Annotated in this window: 20 protein-coding genes and 2 pseudogenes; 7 read left to right on the top strand and 15 right to left on the bottom strand. The window is 39.6% G+C overall.

What is annotated here, in order from left to right; genetic code table 11:
- The first annotated feature begins 35 nt into the window (after positions 1-35).
- The 5 genes from LKM37_05965 to LKM37_05945 all read left to right on the top strand — a co-directional run bounded on the left by LKM37_05965 (position 36) and on the right by LKM37_05945 (position 5,556).
- Entirely contained in the window at positions 36-1,052 is a 1,017-nt protein-coding gene (locus tag LKM37_05965) for an ABC transporter substrate-binding protein (protein MCI1720543.1), read from the top strand.
- 59 nt (positions 1,053-1,111) lie between these two features.
- A complete protein-coding gene (locus LKM37_05960) occupies positions 1,112-1,864 on the top strand; it encodes an ABC transporter permease (GenBank protein ID MCI1720542.1) in 753 nt (250 codons plus the stop codon).
- A gap of 26 nt (positions 1,865-1,890) precedes the next feature.
- Positions 1,891-2,610 (top strand): ABC transporter ATP-binding protein, encoded by a 720-nt coding sequence (locus LKM37_05955; GenBank protein MCI1720541.1) that lies wholly within the window; start codon positions 1,891-1,893, stop codon positions 2,608-2,610.
- 53 nt (positions 2,611-2,663) lie between these two features.
- Positions 2,664-4,091 (top strand): biotin transporter BioY, encoded by a 1,428-nt coding sequence (locus LKM37_05950; protein ID MCI1720540.1) that lies wholly within the window; start codon positions 2,664-2,666, stop codon positions 4,089-4,091.
- Positions 4,092-4,173: 82 nt separating this feature from the next.
- A complete protein-coding gene (locus LKM37_05945) occupies positions 4,174-5,556 on the top strand; it encodes a C1 family peptidase (GenBank protein MCI1720539.1) in 1,383 nt (460 codons plus the stop codon).
- Between the two features lie 4 nt (positions 5,557-5,560).
- On the opposite strand, the gene LKM37_05940 is transcribed toward LKM37_05945, so the two are convergent.
- From LKM37_05940 to pyrE, 4 genes are all read right to left on the bottom strand, one after another.
- The gene (locus LKM37_05940; protein MCI1720538.1) at positions 5,561-6,979 is read right to left on the bottom strand and encodes an rRNA cytosine-C5-methyltransferase; all 1,419 of its coding nucleotides are present in this window, start codon (positions 6,977-6,979) and stop codon (positions 5,561-5,563) included.
- A 29-nt stretch (positions 6,980-7,008) separates the two neighbouring features.
- A complete protein-coding gene (locus LKM37_05935) occupies positions 7,009-7,887 on the bottom strand; it encodes a helix-turn-helix domain-containing protein (GenBank protein MCI1720537.1) in 879 nt (292 codons plus the stop codon).
- 95 nt (positions 7,888-7,982) lie between these two features.
- Positions 7,983-8,393: a hypothetical protein gene (locus LKM37_05930; GenBank protein MCI1720536.1), complete on the bottom strand. Its 411-nt coding sequence runs from the start codon at positions 8,391-8,393 to the stop codon at positions 7,983-7,985.
- Positions 8,394-8,414: 21 nt separating this feature from the next.
- Positions 8,415-9,053, bottom strand: a complete 639-nt coding sequence (gene pyrE, locus LKM37_05925; GenBank protein MCI1720535.1) for an orotate phosphoribosyltransferase — start codon at positions 9,051-9,053, stop codon at positions 8,415-8,417.
- A gap of 65 nt (positions 9,054-9,118) precedes the next feature.
- Between pyrE and LKM37_05920 the strand changes: the two genes are divergently transcribed.
- Positions 9,119-9,736 (top strand): NUDIX domain-containing protein, encoded by a 618-nt coding sequence (locus LKM37_05920; protein ID MCI1720534.1) that lies wholly within the window; start codon positions 9,119-9,121, stop codon positions 9,734-9,736.
- 27 nt (positions 9,737-9,763) lie between these two features.
- On the opposite strand, the gene LKM37_05915 is transcribed toward LKM37_05920, so the two are convergent.
- The 4 genes from LKM37_05915 to LKM37_05900 are packed head-to-tail and all read right to left on the bottom strand — an operon-like array spanning position 9,764 to position 14,822.
- Positions 9,764-10,420, bottom strand: coding sequence for a hypothetical protein (locus LKM37_05915; protein ID MCI1720533.1), 657 nt, complete (start codon positions 10,418-10,420; stop codon positions 9,764-9,766).
- Positions 10,421-10,436: 16 nt separating this feature from the next.
- Positions 10,437-12,986 (bottom strand): DNA translocase FtsK, encoded by a 2,550-nt coding sequence (locus tag LKM37_05910; protein MCI1720532.1) that lies wholly within the window; start codon positions 12,984-12,986, stop codon positions 10,437-10,439.
- Positions 12,986-13,654: a DUF4290 domain-containing protein gene (locus tag LKM37_05905; protein ID MCI1720531.1), complete on the bottom strand. Its 669-nt coding sequence runs from the start codon at positions 13,652-13,654 to the stop codon at positions 12,986-12,988. The genes LKM37_05910 and LKM37_05905 overlap by 1 nt, the downstream gene beginning before the upstream one ends.
- 7 nt (positions 13,655-13,661) lie before the next feature.
- Positions 13,662-14,822, bottom strand: a complete 1,161-nt coding sequence (locus LKM37_05900; protein ID MCI1720530.1) for a response regulator — start codon at positions 14,820-14,822, stop codon at positions 13,662-13,664.
- A 96-nt stretch (positions 14,823-14,918) separates the two neighbouring features.
- On the opposite strand from LKM37_05900, the gene LKM37_05895 reads away from it, so the two are divergent.
- Positions 14,919-16,109 (top strand): endonuclease/exonuclease/phosphatase family protein, encoded by a 1,191-nt coding sequence (locus tag LKM37_05895; GenBank protein ID MCI1720529.1) that lies wholly within the window; start codon positions 14,919-14,921, stop codon positions 16,107-16,109.
- Here the strand turns inward: LKM37_05895 and LKM37_05890 are convergent.
- The 7 genes and pseudogenes from LKM37_05890 to LKM37_05860 all read right to left on the bottom strand — a co-directional run bounded on the left by LKM37_05890 (position 16,084) and on the right by LKM37_05860 (position 23,362).
- Positions 16,084-17,217: a hybrid sensor histidine kinase/response regulator gene (locus LKM37_05890; protein ID MCI1720528.1), complete on the bottom strand. Its 1,134-nt coding sequence runs from the start codon at positions 17,215-17,217 to the stop codon at positions 16,084-16,086. The two genes, LKM37_05895 and LKM37_05890, sit on opposite strands and share 26 nt — an antisense overlap.
- A gap of 63 nt (positions 17,218-17,280) precedes the next feature.
- Positions 17,281-18,225: an SDR family oxidoreductase gene (locus LKM37_05885; GenBank protein MCI1720527.1), complete on the bottom strand. Its 945-nt coding sequence runs from the start codon at positions 18,223-18,225 to the stop codon at positions 17,281-17,283.
- A gap of 83 nt (positions 18,226-18,308) precedes the next feature.
- A pseudogene (locus LKM37_05880) lies at positions 18,309-19,561 on the bottom strand (glycosyltransferase family 2 protein).
- Positions 19,562-19,566: 5 nt separating this feature from the next.
- The gene (locus LKM37_05875) at positions 19,567-20,556 is read right to left on the bottom strand and encodes a glycosyltransferase (protein ID MCI1720526.1); all 990 of its coding nucleotides are present in this window, start codon (positions 20,554-20,556) and stop codon (positions 19,567-19,569) included.
- A 6-nt stretch (positions 20,557-20,562) separates the two neighbouring features.
- Positions 20,563-21,693 carry a DegT/DnrJ/EryC1/StrS family aminotransferase gene (locus tag LKM37_05870; GenBank protein ID MCI1720525.1) on the bottom strand — a complete coding sequence of 377 codons (1,131 nt, stop codon included), beginning with the start codon at positions 21,691-21,693 and terminating at the stop codon, positions 20,563-20,565.
- Positions 21,677-23,164, bottom strand: coding sequence for a lipopolysaccharide biosynthesis protein (locus LKM37_05865; protein MCI1720524.1), 1,488 nt, complete (start codon positions 23,162-23,164; stop codon positions 21,677-21,679). Before LKM37_05865 ends, LKM37_05870 begins: the two co-directional genes overlap by 17 nt.
- Positions 23,165-23,188: 24 nt before the next feature.
- Positions 23,189-23,362, bottom strand: a pseudogene (locus LKM37_05860) (acyltransferase).
- Positions 23,363-23,444: the final 82 nt, after the last annotated feature.

The following is a 23,444-nucleotide window of genomic DNA, read 5'->3' as shown; positions in this document are numbered from 1 at the left end:
ATTTATAATTTTACACTTCAGAATCTGTCGGGATTATGAAAAAGTACTTATGCACCTTAATATTTATTACGTGCCTTCCATTGCTTATTGGCTGCGGCGGGAAATCTGCCGGAAATAGAGAGAGTTCAGACTATTGTACAATTGCCACACTTAAAGGGCCTTCCGCTCTTGGGATGATAAAAATGATTGACAGTATTAAATATCACGACAGGTTATACTCAGAAAACGGAGTAAAAAAAGGAATTACCATAGTAATCTTGAACGAGCCACTGCAAGTGCGCAAAATGATGATTGACGGCACGGCGGATTTTGCAATTTTGCCAATGACAACCGCGGCGGTGCTTTACAATAAAGGTCTGGATTACAGGCTTGCAGCGGTCCCTATCTGGGGAACTTTTTACTTATGCGGCAAAGATTCTACCATAAAAAACTGGAGCAATTTAAGAGGGCGCAGAATTCATCTTATGGCAAAGGGTATGACGCCGGACGTTCTTTTCAGATACCTGCTTAAGCAAAACGGACTGGACCCTGACAAAGACGTGAAGCTGGATTACAGCTTTCCAACACATACTGCTCTCACAAGTGCTATGGCAGCAGGACGTGTTGATATTGGGGTACTTACAGAGCCGTTTGTGAGCATGGTTCTATCAAAAAATAAATCTCTTCATGCTCTTTTGGACCTTAACGCAGAGTGGAAAAAAGCCTGCGGCACCCCTATTGCCGAGACAGCTTTTGTAGGTAACGGAAAATTTATGAAAAATCATCCGGAGCTTACCGGAAAAATATTGAGAATTTACTCTAAATCAACAGATTGGGTAAATAATAATCCAGACAGCGCCGCTTTTCTGACTGCAAAATATGGGATACTTGCAGACAGTACAGTTGCAAGAGTTGCAATACCAAGATGCAACCTGAAATTTGTCAAAGCATCTGAGGTACGGAAAGAAGTAAACGACTATCTCAAAATATTTTACAATATGAATCCTGACATTACGGGCGGCAAAATCCCGGATGAAAAGTTTTATATGAGTGCAGATAAACAGCTGAAATAAAGTCAAATGCAGCATAAGAGGTATAGTGAAGCATAAAGAAGTATAGCGGGACATAGAGAATGAAATTGGCTAAAAGAAAATATATATACATAGAGGTTATCTCAATAGCTGTAATGCTGGTTGTGTGGAAACTTCTTTCCATGCACTTTCATTCCAACTTCATTTTGCCAAGTCCGGAGGATACAATAGTCTCAACTGTCAAGCTGATATGTACGGCGGAATTTCTTAAAATAGTGGGAACCACTATTTTACGCGGATTAATAGGTTTCATTATTGCGGCAATTCTGGGAATCGGAATAGGAATTCTTGCGGGGATATATTCCGGATTGGCAGCATTTATGAAACCAATAGTTGTAACATTCAGAGCTACGCCTGTAGTTGCAATAATTTTGCTTGCTCTTATTTGGCTCACTCCGGATTCCGTACCTGTATTCATTGCTTTCCTTACAATGTTTCCGCTTATTTACATAAATGTAACTGACGGCTTTAATAGCGTGGATTCCAGCCTGATAGAGATGGCCAAGTTTTACGGTGCGGGCAAGCGGAGAATCACATCGGAGGTATATATTCCGTCCATTATGCCATTCATCATAAGCGGAATATCCAGCGCAGTAGGAATAGGATGGAGAGCTATAATTGTTGGTGAAGTTCTGGCCCAGCCAAAGTACGGCATAGGAACCATGATGCAAGGCGCCCAGACTTTTTTAAACGTAGATATATTAATTGCATGGACATTAATAGCGGTGCTGATAAGCTCTCTGTTTGAGCTGCTTATACGGTGGGAAGAGAAAAAATTAATTACCTGGAAATAGAAAAGAGACATTTTTAACTGAAAAAAATGAGCCTGAAGTTTCTAAATATTAACAAGAGCTATAGCGGCAAAACCATATACAAGGATTTCTGCATGGAATTTTCCGAAGGAACAATATCCTGTATATTAGGTCCTTCCGGCTGCGGCAAAACCACCCTTTTAAATATTATAGGAGGTATTGAAGCTCCCGACGGAGGTTCAATGGAAGGATTTGAGGGGAAGAAACTATCCTATATCTTTCAGGAGCCAAGGCTGCTTCCATGGAAAACCGTTAAAGAGAATATAGAGTTTGTTTTGGACTGCAGCAGCAAAGGAGAAAAAATGTCAGCCGCAGATAGAGAGGCGGAGGCAGACATGCTCATTAAAAAGGTTGAACTGCAGGATTTTGCAAACTATTACCCTGCCAAGCTTAGCGGAGGAATGAAGCAAAGAGTTTCAATTGCAAGAGCATTTACGGTAAATTCAAATATAGTTTTAATGGACGAGCCTTTGAACGGTCTAGATATTAACCTAAAACACAACATGTTGCAATGGTTCTCCCAATTATGGCAGAAGGACCGCAGGACCGTTATTTTTGTTACTCATGATGTTGATGATGCGCTAATGCTAGGGAGCGACATTTACCTTTTCAGCAAAGCTCCGGTACAAGTAATTATGCATCAGCACATTAATGAACCTATAGCGGAACGTGATTTTGAGTCTCAAAATATGATTGCGTTAAAAAACAAGATTCGCAATCTGCTATGAAAATGCAATAAATGATGTTAAAAAGTCTGATGAACCGACTATAGAGAATTTTAATGAACTACTTAATAATGAGAGCAAAACTTATACATATAGCCCTGCTGGCAGCATGCGCAACAATCACATACACGGCAGCTTTTTCACAATCTATCGGGAATAAAGAGATGAAAGAGCTGGAAAGCAGCTTCAAACAGGACGGCAGCTCTACTGCATTGCAAAACATTCTGACAACCAGAAGTGATTTTGATGCTTTGTCTGAAAATATCAGCAAAAGGCAAAGCATGGATGAACACGTTAAATATCAAGTAAATATAGGAAGCATTAATGACCAAAAAAATTCCGGAAGATGCTGGATGTTCTCTTGCATGAACTCTCTGCGAGCAGGTGTGATGAACAAACTTAACGTAGAAGATTTTGATTTTTCTCACAACTTCAATTATTTCTACGATATGCTGGAAAAGTGCAATCTTTTTATGGAGGAGATGATTGAGAATGCGTATAAGCCAATTGATGACAGGGAGGTTGTAAAATATTTGAGCAGACCAATCACAGATGGAGGAGTTTGGAATATTTTTTATGCAGAAGTAACCAAGTATGGCGTTGTACCAAAGGATATTATGCCTGAGACAGCCGTATCTGATAATGACGGGCAGCTGCTGCAAATACTAAAAAAGATTTTGCGCAAGGGAGCATGGGATGTACGTTCAATAGCTGAGAGCGGAGTTAAAAAAGATCTGGCACACAAGGAGATGGAGGAGAAAAAAATCTCCGTGCTTAAAGATGTTTATAGAGTGCTTGCTTTGAGCCTTGGAAATCCGCCAAAAGAATTTGAGTGGCGTTACAAAGACAAAGCCGGAAGTGAGAAAATTTTCAAGGGGACTCCAAAAGAATTTTATGCAAGTATTGCTCCAAAAGACTACAATCCAGATAATTACATAATGATTACCAATGACCCCGGAAAAGAATACTACAAAATTTATGAGGTCAAAAATTACAAAAGCATAATAGAAGGATTCAACTGGACATATCTTAACCTGCCATATTCCGATATTAAAAGCGCAGCGTTAAAATCCATAAAGAACGGAGAAGGGATGTATGTCACGATAGATTCCGATGAGGATGCAGATAAGAGCACCGGAGCCGGGGTCCTGGAAACAGGCCTATATGATTACAGCTCATTGCTTGGAGTAAATATGGAGATGGACCGCAAGTCCATGATTCTTACAAGACAAATCAGCTCCACACATGCAATCCTGCTAATGGGTTGTGACACAGATGCTAATGATGTCCCCACAAAGTGGAAATTTGAAGATAGCTTTGGACTTTCCAGAGGACGAAGCGGTTTTCTTCTAATGTCGGACAAATGGTTTGAAACCTACACGTTCAGGATGGTTGTAAATAAAAAATATCTTGGGGAGAAAGCAGTCAAAGCGCTGGGACAGAACCCTATACTTGTTCCCGTATGGGACTACATGATGTTCTAAATGCTGTAAATGGAATTTAATTTTTACATTTGAGTATTAACTATACACCTTTAGATTAGTAACATATTTAAACAAATACAAAATGAAAAAGATAGCACTACTTACATGCGCCGCTCTACTATGCGGAAGTGCGTTTGCACAAACTATCGGGAATAAAGAATTACAAGAGCTTAAAGGCAGCTTTAAAAATGATAGCTATACCTCTGTAATTCAAAATATCCTAACCACAAACAAAAACATTAAGAGCCTGGCTCTCAATAACAAAGTTAATTCCTCAGTAGATAACTTCTTTAAGTATAAAGTTGATGTTAAGGGAATTACTGACCAGAAAAGTTCCGGCCGCTGCTGGATGTTTGCATCCATGAATGACCTTAGGCCGGCAGTAATGAAGAAGTATAATCTGGACAGTTTTGATTTCTCCCATAACTACAATTATTTCTGGGATATACTGGAAAAATCCAATATGTTTCTGGAAAATATTATAAGAACCGCAAAAGCGCCGATGGATGATAGAGAAGTACTTACCTATTTCCAGTCCCCTATTGGAGATGGCGGCGTATGGAGTTCTTTCTATAATGTGGCAACTAAGTACGGCGTTGTCCCTGCGGAAGTTATGCCGGAGACAGAGCACTCCAACAACACCTCTCAAATGATGAATATTATTACGGAGAGATTGCGCAAGGGAGGCTATGATATTAGAGAAATTGCTGCAAATAAAGGCAAAGCTGCAGATATGGAGAGAGAGAAGATGAATGTTTTAAAAGATGTCTACAGAGTTCTTGCTATTTGCCTTGGAGAACCTCCTGCGGAGTTCACATGGAGATTTTTGGATAAAAACAAAAAGATACAAACCGTAAAGAGCACTCCTGCAGACTTTTTCAAAGGTATTGCCGGAGATAGCTACAACACAGAGAATTACGTCATGATAATGAATGATCCTACAAGAGATTATTATAAGATGTATGAGGTACAGGGAGACCGCAATTTGATAGAGGGCGTAAACTGGATATATCTTAACCTTCCAAATTCCGATATTAAAAAAGCGGTACTTGCATCTATCAAAGCTAATGAAGCCGTTGTATCTTCTTGCGATGTTGGAAAACAGTCAAATACAAAGGCAGGCTCCGGGCTTATGGACCCTGACATATACGATTATAACTCGCTGCTTGGAATAAATCTGACAATGGATAAGAAAGCAAGAATCCTTACCCGCCAGAGCGGTTCATCCCATGCGATGCTTATAGTTGCCTGTGACACAGACGACAATGATGTTCCTGTAAAATGGGAATTTGAAAACAGCTGGGGTGAAGATGCCGGAAATAAGGGTTATCTTACATTTACAGACAAGTGGTTTGACGAGTATATGTTCCGCTTTGTAATTAACAAGAAATACTTGGACAGCAAGGCATTAGAATCCTTAGGGCAGAAACATATCATGCTTCCTATCTGGGATTATATGTTCTAAATCTCTAAAAATCCACAAGATTTAAATTGTGGATTGCTCTGCCGGCGGGCAGAAGATTATTGGTGCGGTTCCCAAGATTCTTAACAAATCCAAGACCCAAGCCATTGTAAGTCAAAAAGATATATCCGTTCGGCATTTGAGATAAAACCAGGGGCCTTTTAGTTAAAAACTGAAGGGCCTCTTCTTTTGTAAGCTCATGCACAGGGAACAAATTATTGCAGCTGCTCTCCTGGCGCAGAGATTCAAAACTCTTAAAATCATTGTTTGACGCAAGGTCAGCATAAGGGACAAAATCCTTCCCCTTTGCAATTGCTATAGCAACTCCGCTCGCCTCTACATTCAAAGATTTTTCCAAAAACATTATATCATCGCACAGCAGCTTTGGATAAGCCTTTACCATCCCGTCAGCTCTTTGCACATATATGTACTTATCTCCCAGCCAATTGCAGTTATTCTCTTTTTTTATCCCGACAGGTGTCTTATATCGTTTGTCTCCGGCGCCTGCAGAATTTTTCCTAAGCACGGCATAAAATTGTCCCTCCCCTCTTGCAATTCCCGGCACAAACTTGGCGGAATCCAAAACTTCAGCATCAAGATTATCGCATATAAAGCGCACATTATCTGAATCTTCCAAATGATTATAAGTACATGTGGAATAGACAAAAATTCCTCCCGCCTTAAGAGCCGGCCAGACATCAGATACAATTTTACGCTGCCTCTCCGCACACTCTTTAACAGCTCTGATGCTCCAACCGTCAATAGCATCATCACTCTTTCTAAACATCCCCTCGCCTGAACACGGGACATCTGCAAAAATCACATCAAAATAATTCGCAAGCTTGCCGAAAGAATCGGGATAATTACTGGTAACCACTACGTTAGAGCGCCCCCATTTTGCCATATTGTCCATCAGCGGAAGCACTCTTTTCTTAATAGCCTCATTTGAAACCAGCAGAGAAGAATCATCCAGCATGGAGGCCAAATGGGTTGATTTGCCGCCCGGGGCTGCACACAAATCCAGGAGTTTAAGACCGGACAACTTCCCATCCGCGGAAGCAGATTCAGATGAATTTGCAGTTAAATATTTTTTAATAATTTCCGGAAACATGCTGCTGGCATCCTGAACATAATATGCCCCGCAATGGAAGTAAGGGTCTGCGGTAAAAGAGATTTTCTTCTTTAAATAAAAACCTGACGGACACCATTTTACAGGAGCATCAAGATTTTCGCCAAAAATTTTTAAGGCAAATTTTTCCTGGAAACTGCCGGGAGAAAAAATAGATTTCAAAGGATTAATCCGCACGCTCACAACATCTTCTCCGTTCTCAAAAGAAGAGAATAGAGACGCGCACTCTCTCTCATCCAAAGATTCACGCATCAAAGAGATAAAATCCTCAGGCAATACTTTTCCTCTGCAATTCATTTAACACACTTCTTTGTCAATAAAATATTTTAGCAGGCTGCTCCTCTGAATTTTCTTGGAGAAACTCCTGCATGCCTGCGGAAAAATTTTCCAAAAAACGATTGGTTTACAAATCCCAGAGTATCAGATATTTGTTTAATTGTCAAAGTGGAAGACGTCAGCAATGCCTTAGCTTCCAAAATTACATATTCATCTATCCACACGCTTGCGGACCTGTTGCTCACGCTTTTAACTAAAAGTGAAAGATATTTAGACGTAATGCACAATTTGTCTGCATAAAAAGAGACAGAATGCTCTCTCCTGAAATTCAATTGCACCAGCTTCACAAAATCTGCAAACAACTCCTCCTGCCTTGTCTTTCTAGTCTCAGGAAGACGGTGCTTGGAAAACATTCCGTACGCCTCATACAACAGAGCCAGGAGAAGATTGCGGGAGATTTCTTTCCTATATGCATTATCCCTCATTTTCAACTTTTTCCAAAGGAATGAATGATACTCTTTAAAGATATTGACCTCCTCCGCACTTAAATCAGTTACGGGATGCTCCTTCACGTACAAGAAGATTGAGAGCTGATTAAAATAAGGAAGCATCTCATTTATAAAATTCTTGGATGCAAGGATATAAATTCCTTTATAGTCTTTGCTCTTTTTGCCAAGCTGGATAATCTGGTCAGGCATTATCAGAACTATCTGATTTTTAGATATCTGATAATCATCAAGGTTTATTCTTAATCTGATGCTTCCGCAAACGCAAAGTCCTACAATTGCAGCATCTATGCGCCCGGGGTCCTTTGGCAGAGGTACTTCTTCCAACGTATTGCAAATTGCAAAATCCGTATCCATAAACTCTATGCCCGGCATGTTGGCAGCCTTTGCCATATAAAATTGAGAAATATTTTCGTTTGCCATAGCTATTCTTTTTTAGACCACAAAAATAGCAACTTTACCCCTAATTATATCAATTATTGGAAAAAAAGGAGAAAATCAAAGAAAATTGGATATAACTACTGCTTGTCCGGGGAGAATTGAGAGATAGCATCTGTCATCTTATCTATCATCTCTTTTATTTTTCCGCCAAACATAGACCTAATCAAAAAGTTCATCTCGGCATCTACTTCTATCCTGAACTTGGTCTTATTTTCCGGGAGCGGGTCCATTAAAAAATTAAGTGTAAAATCAAACGGGAACGCGCCAGATGGCTTAAGAGAAACAAGCTGATTCTCAATCCTCTGAGCCACTTTAAGTCCAAGCTTCATGCCGTTATACTCCCCCTCTATTGTATCTTGCGTTGCAGTAACTTTGCTTTTATATTCTTCCGGCAATTTAGAAGTTATGCCTCTCAAATCTGAGAAAACAGAGTACAGTCTCTCTGCTCCTAAGGGAAGAGTAACCTCTTTACCTACAATCTTTTCCATTAATCTATCGGGATTAAAATATTACTTCTGAACACCCCAGGTGGAAGGACTTATTCTCCACTGCTTAAGAACTTCCAAATCTGACTTCTTTATATACTTCTCAGCTACAGCCTCTTCCAATAATGAGTCATATTGGCAAAGAGTATGAAGTTCTACATCGGCATTCTCAAAAGAGCGGCGCGCTGTATCAAAATTGTAAGAGAAAATGGCAACCATGCCAAGCACAATTGCGCCGGCCTGATGCAAAGCGGTGACGGCAGAAAGGCTGCTCTGCCCCGTAGAAATCAAATCCTCTACAACTACAACCTTCTGATTCTTCTCTATTTCACCCTCTATTTGAGATTTTGTGCCATGATCTTTTGGTTTAGGACGCACATAGATAAACGGCTTATCAAGAGCCTCAGCCACCATCATTCCATAGGCAATTGCACCTGTAGCAACTCCGGCTATAACATCCACATCTTTAAAGTTATCGTTGATGACTTTCACAAAAGAATTACAAACGACCTTCCTCTCAGAAGGATAAGAAAGCATTTTTCTATTATCGCAGTATATTGGTGATTTCCATCCGGATGCCCATGTAAACGGGTGCTCAACATCTAATTTGACAGCCTTAATTTCCAGCAGCTGCTTTGCTATGGTCTTTTCTACGTTATCCATAATATCCTAATTACAATTATCTTTGCTACAAATATAACAAAAAAGAGTCTAAAGGCTTAACGCACATGTACAATATCTTCTTCAATAATAGAATTTTAACAATTTGCACTCCAAAGGAAGAGGCGGCAAATGACATCAACGCAATTTTATTCCACCCCTCTGAAAATTTTGATTTTTCAACCATTCCGGACATAATGGAGAAGAATGAAAAATTCAATCATTTTATCATCCCGACAGATAAAGCTAATCAGGAAGCCACCTTCAACAAAATCTTTTCAAAAATGACACATGTAAATGCCGCAGGAGGCCTTGTAACCAACAAGAAGGGAGAGTGTCTGATGATATTCCGCCGCGGAGTCTGGGATTTGCCAAAGGGATGGCAGGAGAAGGGAGAAGATATCAAGAAGACCGCAACAAGGGAAGTAGAGGAGGAGACCGGAATTAAAGCAAAGCGCGGAAATCTTTTGTGCATTACCCATCATACATACCACATGGGCAAGAAATTTATCATTAAGCATACCAGCTGGTATGCAATGAGTTATGACGGCAAATCAACACCGGCCCCTCAGACAGAAGAGGAAATAACAGAGTGCAGCTGGATTAAGAGAAGCAAAATAAAAGAGTGCCTGAAGAACTCCTATCTGTCAATAGCAGAAGTATTTAAATCTGCAGGAAAAATTTAATGCCGCAGAAAAAATTTAATAATAAATCTATCTCAAATCAATTGTTTTGGACCCCTTGCGCGGAGTGACTGATACTCTGCCCAGAAGGGAGCTGTCGGGAGCTGAATAGTTAGTAATAGTAGTTACAACCTTCTCCCCTTTCTTTGAAAAGATAACTATCTCTTTTAACACAGTATTGCTGCCACTGCCTGTTACATAGATATTTATATACTTGCAGAATTTATTCCCCGGCAAAGACATCCTCACCATTACGGCAAGTTCTCCGTTAGAAGTTTTTGCCTGCACCGGACTGGAAAACATCCCGGAATGCTTGTTAATGAAAATAGCAAAGGGATTTGACGCAGGGTCTTCATCATTGGAGTTAAACTTTTGAATATAGTACTCGTCCGATTTTACATTGTACATTGTAAGAACGGAACCTTCATAATCATACTTTGCAAAACCGCTGATATCCAAATAACATTTCTTATTATTTGCTATAAGCCAGCCATTATGGGAGTAGCTGTTTTTGCCCAGCCTGCCCCCTATTTTAAACTCAATTTTCCTGGAACTTCTAACAAATGCAGCAGCATCCGCAGCCACCTGCGAACCGCTTTTGTCTTTTGCGCAAACATCAGGCGCATAGACAATTGCAGCGCCTATTGTGAGCGCTGCAAATATGAATATTTTTAATATGTTTTTCATTTTCAAAAGAGGACTATTAACTATACTCTTTTTTTATCTCTTCCAATTTATCATCCAATGATATCAAATCCGGTACCAAAACTTGTCTTGGCTTGCTGCCATCGGCAGGACCAACAATGCCCGCCTTTTCCAGCTGGTCAATTAGTCTGGAAGCCCTGTTGTATCCAAGATTCATTTTTCTCTGAATCAGAGAGGCAGAAGCCTGTCCGCTGATTACCATCAATCTTGCGGTATCATCAAATAATTCATCTCTTTTTCTCAAATCAGTCTCACCTACCTGGACTGAGCCCTGTCCGCCGCCATCCTCATCATCTTCCTGCACTTCAGGCAAATATAGAGCGCTTGCATATCCTACCTGTCCGGAAATAAAGTCCACAACTTTCTCAACCTCTTTTGTATCTATGAGAGCACACTGAATTCTCACAACATCGCTGCCCGTTGCAAACAACATATCGCCGCGTCCAATCAGCTGATTAGCACCGGTTTCATCCAATATAGTCCTGGAGTCAATTGAAGAGCGGACCATGAAAGCTATACGAGCCGGGAAGTTTGCCTTTATATTGCCGGTTATGATAGTTGTCGTAGGTCTTTGAGTTGCAATGACCAAATGAATTCCGGTTGCACGCGCAAGCTGAGCAAGTCTGGTAAGAGGTATCTCTATATCTTTTCCTGCAGTCAGAAGCAAATCTCCGTACTCATCTATAACAACCACAATATAAGGAAGATATCTGTGTCCCTTTAAAGGATTAAGTCTTCTCTGCAAGAACTTCTCATTATACTCCTTTATATTTCTGACACCCGCTTTTTGCAAAAGTTCATAACGGCTGTCCATCTCTGAACACAAAGAGCGCAACGTGTAAACTACTTTTTTTGTGTCTGTTATGACAGCATCATCAGAATCAGGAAGCTTTGCCAGGAAGAATTTTTCAAGTTTTGAATAGAGAGAAAGTTCTACCCTCTTTGGATCTACAAGAACAAACTTAACTTCTGAAGGATGCTTTGTATATAAAATTGAGGCAATAAGAGCGTTAAGTCCAACGGACTTTCCCTGGCCTGTCGCACCTGCAATAAGAAGGTGCGGCATCTTTGTAAGGTCAAACGTATATACCTCATTTTTAATAGTTTTACCTATCGCGACAGGTAATTCATACTTCGCCTCTTTGGTATCAGCCTCCTTTCTTTGAGCCAGCAAATACTCAAGACATGAAAGCATGGAAACTATGCTAGGTTTCTCATTCGCAACTTCTATTCCAACAGCATTAGTACCCGGCAATGTAACAACTCTAACTCCATGAGCAGCAAGGGAGAGCTGAATGTCCTCCTCCAGCTTCTTAATCTGGGAGACTCTAACGCCCGGTGCCGGAACTATCTCATACAGAGTAACTGTAGGACCTATGCGAACAGAAATTTTTGTGATTCCTATCTTATAATTAGAAAGAGTGCTAACAATTTGCCTCTTATTTCTCTCCAATTCATCTTTGGAAACCTCATACCACTTATCCTTATAACTCTCCAGCAAATCAAGCGAAGGAGCCTTATATCTAGGGAGTTCCAGCCGCGGATCAAATAGAGTTTTAAGTTCTCCTTCTGTGTAATGTCCGGCAAGTCCGGCCTCATTGCCGCCGGTTACCTCCATCTCAACATCGTCAGGCTCATTAGCTTCAGGCTCAGGAACGCTCTGTTTCTCAACCACTTCATTTGCAGGAGCAGCTGTAAAAGGAGCTGCTGCAGGTTTAACCGTATTATCAACAAGACTAATCTCAGGTTCAGGTCTCCCGCCGTTTGTTTTTGCTCCGGCAGCATCTTCTTCCGTTTCCGTTTCAGCCTCCTCGCTCTCAGTACCATCATCCTCCTCAGCATCAGCCTCTCCGCCATCTCCGCTCTCTTCTTCAGATTGTTCAGAGCTGTCGGGATTATTCTCAAACGGAGCCTTTGCAGTATCAACCACCTTTGTCCCGACGTCAGAAATTCTATCTCCAATGCGCTTGATGTAGCTTCTGTTAATCATTATCAACCAGCCAATTGTAGCAATAACCAGAATAACGGAAGTACCCGGAACTCCCACCATTGTCTTAAGCCAGTTGTTTATATAATAGCCGTATGAACCTCCCGCACCTGTCCCAAACCATCTGTCAATACCTGTAAAGGAGAAGATGAATGAGAACACAACAGAGATTAGAATACATCCGAAAATTGTAACAAAGAAAAGCCGCATTAGCTTGACTTTCTTTATCTTAAGACAGAACAGCGCAACTCCAAAGAAGAAAAACGGAATAATAAATGCTCCAAGTCCGAACAATTTAGAGACAAGGAAATTGGCCCAGTACAGTCCAATTTTTCCGCCGCCGTTTTCTACATCTATCAGAGAATTAAAAACATCATCATTAGAAAAAACGCTCTGGTCTTGCGCCCATGTAAAAATGTATGATATAATTGCAATAAGCGTGTAAACAGCTATTGCTAAGGAGACTAGACCGCAAATAAGATATATGCCATCCTTTTTTTGAGGAACGGCAAGCTCTTGTTTTATCTCCTCTTCTTCTCTCTTTTTTTTGCTTAATCTCATTACTGCTGATTATTTTTCTTCCACTTTTTTCCTCCCTGCTTTCCCTTCTTATGGGGGCCGGAATTTCTATTGCTGTTCTGATTGTTGCCGCTTCTCGGATTGCGGGCATTGCTATCCACCTGCCCCATACCAATGTGAATATCAGAAGGTACCGTTATTTGTCCGCCGGACAACATATGAATATCCGCATAAATAGTCTCCTCGGAAACAGAGTCTTTATTCCAAATTAAGTACTGCTGCTTCATATAAGAAGCAATCACCTTAATCATGTACTTCTTAACCTCATCATCAGGTCTGGAAGCTATCAAGTCTATCATATTCTGGATATTGCGGCCATAGCAGGCAGCTCTTATAGGCTTCTTCTGGAGCGGAATAGCATTTGGTTTGGTCCCGATAGTTTCCCTGGTAGGAATTGGATATGGAGAATCTATATCAATTTTAAAATCTGAAATTATCTGCACATGATCCCAAAGCTTATGCCTAAAGTCCACAATATCTCTCAATTGCGGGTTTAGCGTTCCCATAACTGCAACAACAGCCTGAATCTGTTCATCCCTTTTCTTCTTATCCGGAATGGCAGTTACATAGTCAATCATGTCCTGCACATGTCTCCCGTACTCCGGCATAATTAGCTTGGGTCGCTGAGTATTATAATCTTTATTATCCATAATTTCTTCAAATATTTTTCTTGCCGTTCTCTACAATTTTCTGCAGCTTGCTCCTTAAATCAGAAGGACTTAGCGGCTTTACAATATAATCGTTTGCACCGCAGGCATACAATTTTTCCTCAACCTCCGGCAACGCATAAGCTGTGGCAGCTATAATAGGAATATCCTTATCAATTTTTCTTATCTCTGTAATAGCCTGGAAACCATCCATCACAGGCATTTTAACATCCATGATGATAATGTCAGGCTTCTCCTTCTTATGCATTTCAACAGCCTCCAGGCCGTTGGCAGCATGTACAAGTAAATAGTTGTTCTTTAAGATAGATTCAAACAAGAAATAATTAGCAGAATCATCCTCCGCAACTAAAACCTTTGGCATCCCGCCGTTAAAAGGTTTCTTAACCTCTACGTCCTCCGCCTCGGTCTCCATAATTATGGTACTCTCTTTATCAGATGATTCATAAGGTATTGTAAACCAGAATTTTGAACCCTTATTCAATTCTGATTCAGCCCCCAGTTCTCCCCCAAATTCCTTAACAAGGATTCTGCATATTGTAAGCCCGAGGCCGGTGCCGGCGACTGTCCTGTCCAGCCTGAAAAAATCATCAAAAATTGATTTAAGATTTTCAGCTGAAATGCCCTTGCCCGTATCCTCTACGTAAAAGTATAACTTATCGCAACCCTTTACCTTAAAGCCAACATTAATGCTTCCCTGCTCCGTATAATGAATGGAATTTGAGATTAAATTATTGATAATCTTTGTGATACGCTTAGATATTGTATTGATGACAAAAGGTCTTCCATACCCTCCCTTGTAATTTAATGTAACCTTGTCGCTTTTAATCTGAGAGCGGTTTACAAAGATAAGTTCATTAAGCAAAGCATCAACATCCACCGGCGCAGGTATATTAACATCCTTGCCCGTAGAAATATTAATAATATCCTTTAAATCAGATAGAAGCAATCTGGTCTCAGCACTTTTCATAACAAGTTCATGAGCATAAGTCTCCCTCTCTTCAGAATCAGAGGAAGTCACCAGCAGGTTGGAAAACTCTGTAATAATATTAATCTTGTTCTCCATCTTTCTGCATGCGGCATAAAGGAGGGAGAAGAAATCTTTCTCAGAATCAACCAGCTCAGAGCGCCTATTTCCGGGTGTATTTGCCATCTTAATTTGAGTTAAATCATACCCTACAAATTTAACCCTTTTTTCTTATTGTATGTAGTTTTTTAATAAATTTGCCAACAAAATAATAGTTTAATAATGGGCAAGAAAGCAACCAGTTATTTGTTTTACTGCATCTCTATTGTAATCACAATATTGCTTGCCGCAGCAACAATTTTATCTGCCAAAACAGGGCACTTTATACCGCAGAATCACCCCTTCATATCCATGCTGGGGCCATTCCTGATAATATTAATATCCGCAGATATTTTATTTCTTATCTATTGGATTGTAAGGCTTAAATGGGTTGCCGTTTTTCCTCTGCTTGCCATAGTTTTCAGCCTGACATATACTGCTGCAATTTATTATCCCGCAAACAATTGGCCAATTGCCAAAAAACTGCAAAAGACAAATATTACAAAAAATATATCCGTCGCGACAGATAACAAAACACCTCTAAATCTTAAAGTTGCCACTCTTAATACAGGTGAATTTGGAGGAGAGGGACTAATAAAAAATGTCAGGAGTTCCTCCGATTATTTTTGCGGAAGGAAAGGGATTCCAATGGCAGATGCAATCCATTATGCCCCGGACTCCAAGCCATCATCTCCTGTTGACATTTTGTGCCTGGAGGAGTATGCAGAGGGTTGGGATTTTGGCAGAGACAGTATCAAAAAATGCTTTAGCTCAATGCCTTACAGCTGTTTTGACAACAAGGGAGACAGACTTGTAGATATGGCTATCTTTAGCAAATACCCGATAAAGAGATATTGCTTTGCAAGATTTCCGGAATCAAATTACGGTTTTATTTATGCAGATATAGCTGTTGACAGCACCAGAACAATCCGCGTAATTGCAGTGCATTTAGAATCAACCGGAGTTAGCGATGTTGCGGCAAATGTTGCTTATGCAGAGAGTACAAACCAGCAATACAGCAGGACAGAAATGTTCACAAAACTTACTGATAAACTTAAGTTTAGCTCCGCTTTGCGCGGACGCCAGACAGACATAATCTGCAACATTGTAAAGAAATCTCCGTATCCGGTTCTGCTGATGGGAGACTTTAATGACACTCCAAATTCTTATGCTTATGTTAATTGCACAAAACTTTTAACGGATACATTCAGAGAGTGCGGCAAAGGCTACGCCTATTCATACAGACATTTCAAGAAAGTTTTCCGCATAGATTATATATTCCACTCTCCTGAGTTCAAGGGAGTTAACTATTTCTCTCCCGACGGTCCGTGGAGCGACCACAATGCGGTTATAGCGGAGTATCAGTTGCTTTAGGAATAGAGAAGCTGAAAGTTGAGCCCTTTCCCTCTTCAGATTCAAACCAGATTTTCCCTCCAATCTTATCCACAAAATCCTTAACAAGGATAAGTCCAAGGCCTGAGCCCTCTTCATTTGCAGTTCCAAATGTTGTAAAGTGAGCATCTTGCTTAAACAATTTATCCTGTCCTGCCTTGCTTATTCCAAGTCCGTGGTCAGCAACATGAACAATTGCAAAACCGTCGCTATCTTCTGTAGTGACATCTATGCTAGTTCCTTTGTTACTGTACTTTATAGCATTGCTCAGCAAATTCCTCATTATGGTCTTCACTATGTCAACATCAGTCCTGACAGTGACATGCACATCGCTCTTATATGTGATTTGAATCTCTTTAAGCTGAGCGTTCAACTTAAAGATTTCTACGATATCGTCCAAAATATCAACTACGTCAATATCCAGATATACAATATTTAACTTGCCGGTCTGGCTCTTTGTCCACTTCAACAAATTGTCCAGCAAACTAAAAGTATCCTCAGCAATATGATTTGCTTCCTTCATCAGCTGAAACATTTCGTCACCTATGCTCTCCGGTACCAATGTGGTAACCAGCATGTTAAGCACCATCTTTATGGAACCTAGAGGAGACCTCAAATCATGCGCAATAACAGAATACAATTTATCTCGGCCGCTGATTGTGCTCTTTAATTCATCTGTTTGCTGCTCAATAATTCTCTTTGCGGCAACCAATGAAATCTGGTGAGTCAATCTTATAATCAGCTCCTCTCTGTTGAAAGGCTTTGTTACAAAGTCATTTGCACCAAGTTTAAATCCTTTAACAATATCGGCAGGCGAATTAAGCGCCGTTAGGAAAATTATTTGGACATCCTCAAACTCAGGCATTTTCTTAATCTTCTCCGCAACCTCAAAGCCGCTCATTCCCGGCATCATTACGTCCAACAAGATAACATCAGGCTTCTCTATCGGGAGCTTATTAATAGCATCCTCACCGCTTGTAGCAGTAACTATTTTATAACCCTCTCTGGAAAGCAGAGCTTTAAGCAGAATAACATTTGCAACAACGTCATCCACAACCAAAATTTTAAATTCCGCCGGATTGATATTCATAACACAACTTTTTTATCGTATAACTTTTAACAAGTCACCCGCTTGCAAATTTACTAATTATCCCTATCTCTTAGATAATAACTTTTCAAAATATGCAATTGTTTTCTTTAACCCCTCTTCCAAAAGTATATCTGGATTATAATCTATAGTCTTCTGAGCCAATGTAATATCAGGCTTTCTCTGTTTGGGGTCATCTTGAGGAAGCGGCTTCATCACAATCTTTGACTTTGAGCCAGTCATCTCAATGACCTTCTGCGCAAGCTGCAAAATTGTAAACTCATGAGGATTTCCAAGATTAATCGGACCAATAAAGCTGTCGGGAGTAGCCATAACTCTTATCATCCCTTCTATCAGATTATCAACATACTGGAAGCTTCTTGTCTGAGAGCCGTCACCATAAATTGTAATATCGTCACCCTTCAATGCCTGAACTATGAAATTGGAAATCACCCTCCCGTCATTCATATCCATGTTAGGCCCGTATGTGTTGAAAATCCTGATAATCTTTACTCTAAGCTTGTACTGCATAAAATAATCCATGCAGAAAGTCTCCGCAACTCTCTTCCCTTCATCATAGCAGCTGCGAGTTCCTATTGGATTTACATTGCCCCAATATGTCTCTTTCTGAGGATTTTGCGTAGGGTCACCATATACCTCGCTGGTAGATGCCTGCATAATCTTTGCGTGATTATCTTGCGCCAGCTGAAGCATATTTAAAATTCCAAGAACGGAAGTTTTAGTAGTCTTTATCGGATCATATTGATAGTGAATTGGAGATGCCGGACAGGCAAGGTTATAAATCTCATCAACGTCTGTGTGAAAAGGGTTTACAACATCATGTGTAACAATCTTGAACTTTGGATTATCCAAAAGTCCCGCAACATTGTCTCTAGAACCCGTAAAGAAATTATCCAGACATAAAACATAATTTCCCTCCTCCACAAGTCTCTTGCAAAGATGTGATCCAACAAAACCGGCTCCGCCGGTCACTAAAACTTTTTTTAACATATTGATAAAGAATAAGTTTAAGTATTCAAACGCGCACCACACGCGCAGACACTTCCATTCCGCAAAGTTACAAAAAATATCTGCTATGCCCTTTTAGCACGCTCCCAGGTACCTGAACCCCTCTTCTTCCTCAAGTACGCTATTCCTTTAAACACACAGATATTCATAAACATAAAATAATAACAGACGTAAGGTATTTTACTTTTCTTACCCTGTTTAGAGAGGATTGCCCCGTACAGCGCCAAATCATAAAACAACAGCTGCAATAAAAGTATTACAGGATATATCAAAGGATGCCAGCCATTTACAAGTATAATAGCAATGTTAAGAGGAAACAGCAGCAACAATGCAAAAGGAGTAACCGTCCATCTCAGCACTCTGTGAGAAATATATTCAAAACTCAAAGTACCATACTTAAAAATATTTAGCAGAGGTTTTAGCATCCCGACAGATTGTATTCCCCCCGCCGCGATTCTTACTTTTCTCTTGGACTCCTCGGCAATGCTGGCAGAGGTTCCCTCGTGGACATAAGCCTCTGGACAATATGCTATAACATAGCCTTTTAGCAACACTCGCATGGATATTATAAAGTCATCCAATAACACTCCTTCCGGCAACGTTTCAAACAAATCTTTCCTTAACGCAAACAATCCTCCATCTGCACCCATGGCAGAACACAAACGGCTGTCATGATCTTTTAAGAATGATTCATACTTCCAGTAAATACCCTCTGTTTCAGCAGCATCCTTAACACGCTCCCCACTATTCCCAGCCTGCATATTCTTATTATTTTCATCAATACCACTTCCGGCATTGCCCACTCTTTTTTCTCCAGACACACAACCAACCTTTGGATTATTAAACTCCTTAACTATCTCTTTTACAGCATTTTTATTAATCATTGTATTTGCATCTGTAAACACAACTATAGGGGTCATAACATATTTAATTCCTCTGCACAAAGTAGCGCCCTTTCCTTTTCTCTCCTCAAATGCCTGAACTTTAACATTCTGCAAATTATGGTCATTAATGTATTTCGTTAAAAGAGGAACCGTCCTATCCGTACATCCGTCAGTTGCCCACAGCACATTTAGCTTATCAGCAGGATAATCCAAAGCCATGCAATTGTCCATTTTATCCACAACAACCGCCTCCTCATTATAAGCAGCAATCAAAATTGTCACCTCCGGAAGCATCTTGCTATCAGCAGATAAGCTGTCGTGAGGCTTGCCATGCTCTTTAATTTCACAAGCATCCACACCACAATTCCATAGCCGATGTAAGTGTAAAAAACTACAAATACCAGTATCCAAAAAATATTCTCATAGCTATTCACTTATGTTAATCTTTAATGCCAAGCTTCTGTTTAACAGAGGTTTTTATATTATAGGCGCAATTAAAAAACGGATGCAGAATATGGGAGAAGTGACTCAAAAAATAATACACTCTGTCACTTGTATTCCTGCACTTATTTTTGCTCCAAAATTCTTTCATCAACTTAATGAATTGGAAATCACCTATTGCAACAGCCAATTTGAAAATTCTATTATACATGTGATAATGCACTTCCGTAACCAACTCTGGCTTAGCATTATACAGCACCATACACTCATCTTGGGTTTTAATGAGTCCTCTCAAAAAATTGTACTTTTTCTTTAAGGTTGGCGTGTGGCTGGCACTCTCCCCCAGGACTCTATAAACACAAGTGACTTTGTCTATGTACTTTATTTTTTTTAGGGCTAGGAAATAAAGCATTATTCTGTATGTGGTATCAACATATCTGGTACTAAGCGCGGGTAAATCACAAGTTCTAAAAACCCATGAACACGGAGCCAGGTAAAGGGTATGTATTAAATGCAGACGGAATGTAGGATGTAAAAAATTTTCTCTTTCATAATTGTTATCTCTGAAAGAACCGTCAACCTGAAATAATGTTTTATAATCTGTATATGTCAAAGAATAGTCCGGATTTGCCTCAAGAAAATCCACTTGAGACTGCAGCTTGTATGGATCAATCCAATAATCGTCACCTTCACAAAGTGCTATGTATTTGCCTTTTACACGGTTAAAGTTATTAGAATAGCTTACAGGTATTCCTTTAGAATACTGATTCTCTTTATGATATATTGGTTTTATTATATCAGGATAATTCTTTTCATATTCTCTAATTATATCCGTGGTACCATCAGTAGAGCAATCATCATTAACAAGTACTTCAAACCTAAAATTTGTTTTTTGAGAGACAAACCCATCTAAAGTTTGCCGTACAAACTTCACCTGATTGTACACTAGACAAGAGATACTTACAAGAATATCATTACCCTCTGCCATATAACGTTATTTTTTACAATTTTTTTTAATAGAATCTATAACTCTCTCAACATCAGAATCTGACAAATCATGATGCATAGGGAGACAAATCACAGTGTCTGCCAATTTTGTTGCAACAGGCAAATTAGAAGGAGTTGCAGAAGGTAGCCCCCTATATGTGGAAAAAGTGCTAATCAGAGGATAAAAATATCTTCTGCCAAAAACATTAAACTTTTTCATTCCTTCATACAGAGCATCTCTTGAGACTCCAAATTCTTTTTCATCAACAAAAATTGGAAAATAAGCATAGTTATGCCTAACACCCTTCATATCAGACATATATCTAATGCCACGAATATCTTTGAGTTCTTCACGATATATTTTTGCGACTGCTTTTCTTCTCTCTATTGCAGCATCAACCTGTCTTAAATTCAACAAACCGTAAGCAGCCCTAGCTTCATCCATTTTTCCGTTGATACCTGGCCCAACAACAGTAACTTCATTTGCAAAACCAAAATTTTTCAGAAATTCAATTCTTTGTTTTGTCTCTTTATTGTGGCTAATAAGCGCCCCTCCTTCAAAGGTACTGAACACCTTAGTAGCGTGGAAACTAAGCGTTGACAAGTCACCTTCATTTAATATAGATTTCCCATTTACTTTTACGCCAAAGGCATGAGCCGCATCATATATAACTTTCAATCCGTACTTATCAGCAATCGCCTTAATTTTTTTTGTTTCACAAGGATTCCCATACACATGAACCGGAAGAATTGCAGTAGTCTTAGGGGTAATTGCAGCCTCTATTTTATTCGGATCCAAATTACCTGTAACAGGGTCAATATCAACAAACACTGGCTTAATACCATTCCACCAAAGCGCATGTGTCGTAGCAACAAAACTATAAGGCGTAGTAATGACCTCCCCCGTAATTTTCAAGGTTTGCAAGGCGGCAAGAATTGGCAGAGTTCCATTAGTATAAATTGAGAGATATTTAACTCCAAGATATTTACATAATTCAACTTCAAATTTCTTATGGAAGTCTCCGTTATTAGTTAGCCACTTGCTCTCCCAAATCTTTTTTAAAGATTGTTCAAACAACTTCAAGTCTGGTAATAATGGGCTAGCAACCAGAATTTTACTATTATTCAACTTCTTCATTTTTGTTATTTTTTTTCAAATATGATAGTGCCAATCCTTTAAGCTCAACATATTGCGGCTGTTTAATCCATGTGTATATAAAATGGAACAAAGCACAACCTCCTATAGCCTGTATCACCAATTGCGCATAACAACTTATAGGTATAAATTGCACGCATAAAATGACAGCAGAAATGGCCGAGGCAATTCCCAATACTGGAAGAAAATCTCTCATTTCTTCCCAAAAAGAATAGCCAAGAAGCTTATTTTCTCCCCAGCAATTTACATATAGAGATATGATAGATGTAAATATTTTCACTACTAGCATTGCCTTGATACTCACAAAAATACCAACAACAATAGGCGCTATGGATATTGCCCTCTTTATATACTCCAAATGAAGTACCCAATCGCTCCTACCTTTTACTTGAAGTACATTTAAATTTATTGCATGTAAAGGGAAAAACATTGCAATAAAACATAATAATTGCATATATGGAATAGTGGCAGCCCACTTGGCTCCTAGCAATGAAAGAACAAGAGGCTTTGACATGGCAGCCAGAAAAAGGCATAGACTTACGGAGATTAACATAACACTTCTGTATACCCTTACAAAAGCACCTTTTAATCTAGGTTTGTCATCCTGTAACATGCTAAGGGATGGAAATGTAGCACGTTGCACAGCATACGTGTAATTCAAGGAGAGGAAATTTGTGAACTGTTCACCTCTTGTGTAAAGCCCTAACTGTTTGGAACTATAGAATTTACCAATAACAATATATGAAGCATTATCAAACAACATGCTAAGTATGCCAGAAGCCAGCAATTTAGATCCAAAACCGAACATGTCCTTACAACTCTTCATTGAAAAACCGCTGGTTGAAAAAAGGAAGGCCGGACGCCATGAGCATAGCACCCACAACAGCAAGGTATTAACAAACTGTTTTATTATTTGCTGCCACACCAAACTCCATACGCCATAACCTTTTACAGCAAGAAAGATGGCAATAACTCCACCCACGAATGTAGAAACAATATTTGCTATTGATTGCCGCTTAAAATCCACATCCCTTGTTAAAACCACAATTTGAACAAGTCCTATTGCATTTATAATCAAAGTTGTAGCAACAGCTCTTGTAACAGGCACCAGCAAAGGCATGTTATAAAACTTTGCAATTGGCCCTGCAAGCAAAAACAAAATAATAAAAGCTATTACACTTATTCCGACATTAAAATAAAAGAGAGTATTATAATCAGAAACTGTTACCTCTTTTTTCCTAATTAGTGCATTTGAAAAACCACTATCAATAAACGCATTGGAAACAGCAATAAATACTGCAATCATGCCCAAAATGCCATATTGCTGAATGGTAAGTATTCGCGCAAGTACGATACCGACAACAAAAGAAATAACTGCGGCTACAACGTTGCCTATAAGACTCCACTTTGCCCCGTCAAAAGTTTTTAGTGTTAATTTTTCTGTGTCAGCCATTTAAAAACAACCCTTAAATACAAACTATGCTTTGACCCATTTCTTTAATTGAGCATCATATTTCTTTATAATCTTTGCAGGTACCCCCGCTACAATGCAGAATGGCGGAACATCCTTAGTGACAACACTTCCCGTCCCAACAAGAGCATGTTTGCCAATAGTGACGCCCTGGTTAATTACCACATTTCCGCCTATCCAGGCATCATCTTCTATTGTTGTCAATTTAGTTCCAACACCTTGCAGGGATATAGGAATATTTACGTCTTCATAATTATGCCAC

This window comes from Bacteroidales bacterium (assembly GCA_022647615.1).
In the GTDB taxonomy this organism is placed as follows: domain Bacteria; phylum Bacteroidota; class Bacteroidia; order Bacteroidales; family UBA932; genus Egerieousia.
This window is presented reverse-complemented; position numbering and strand designations above follow the sequence as displayed.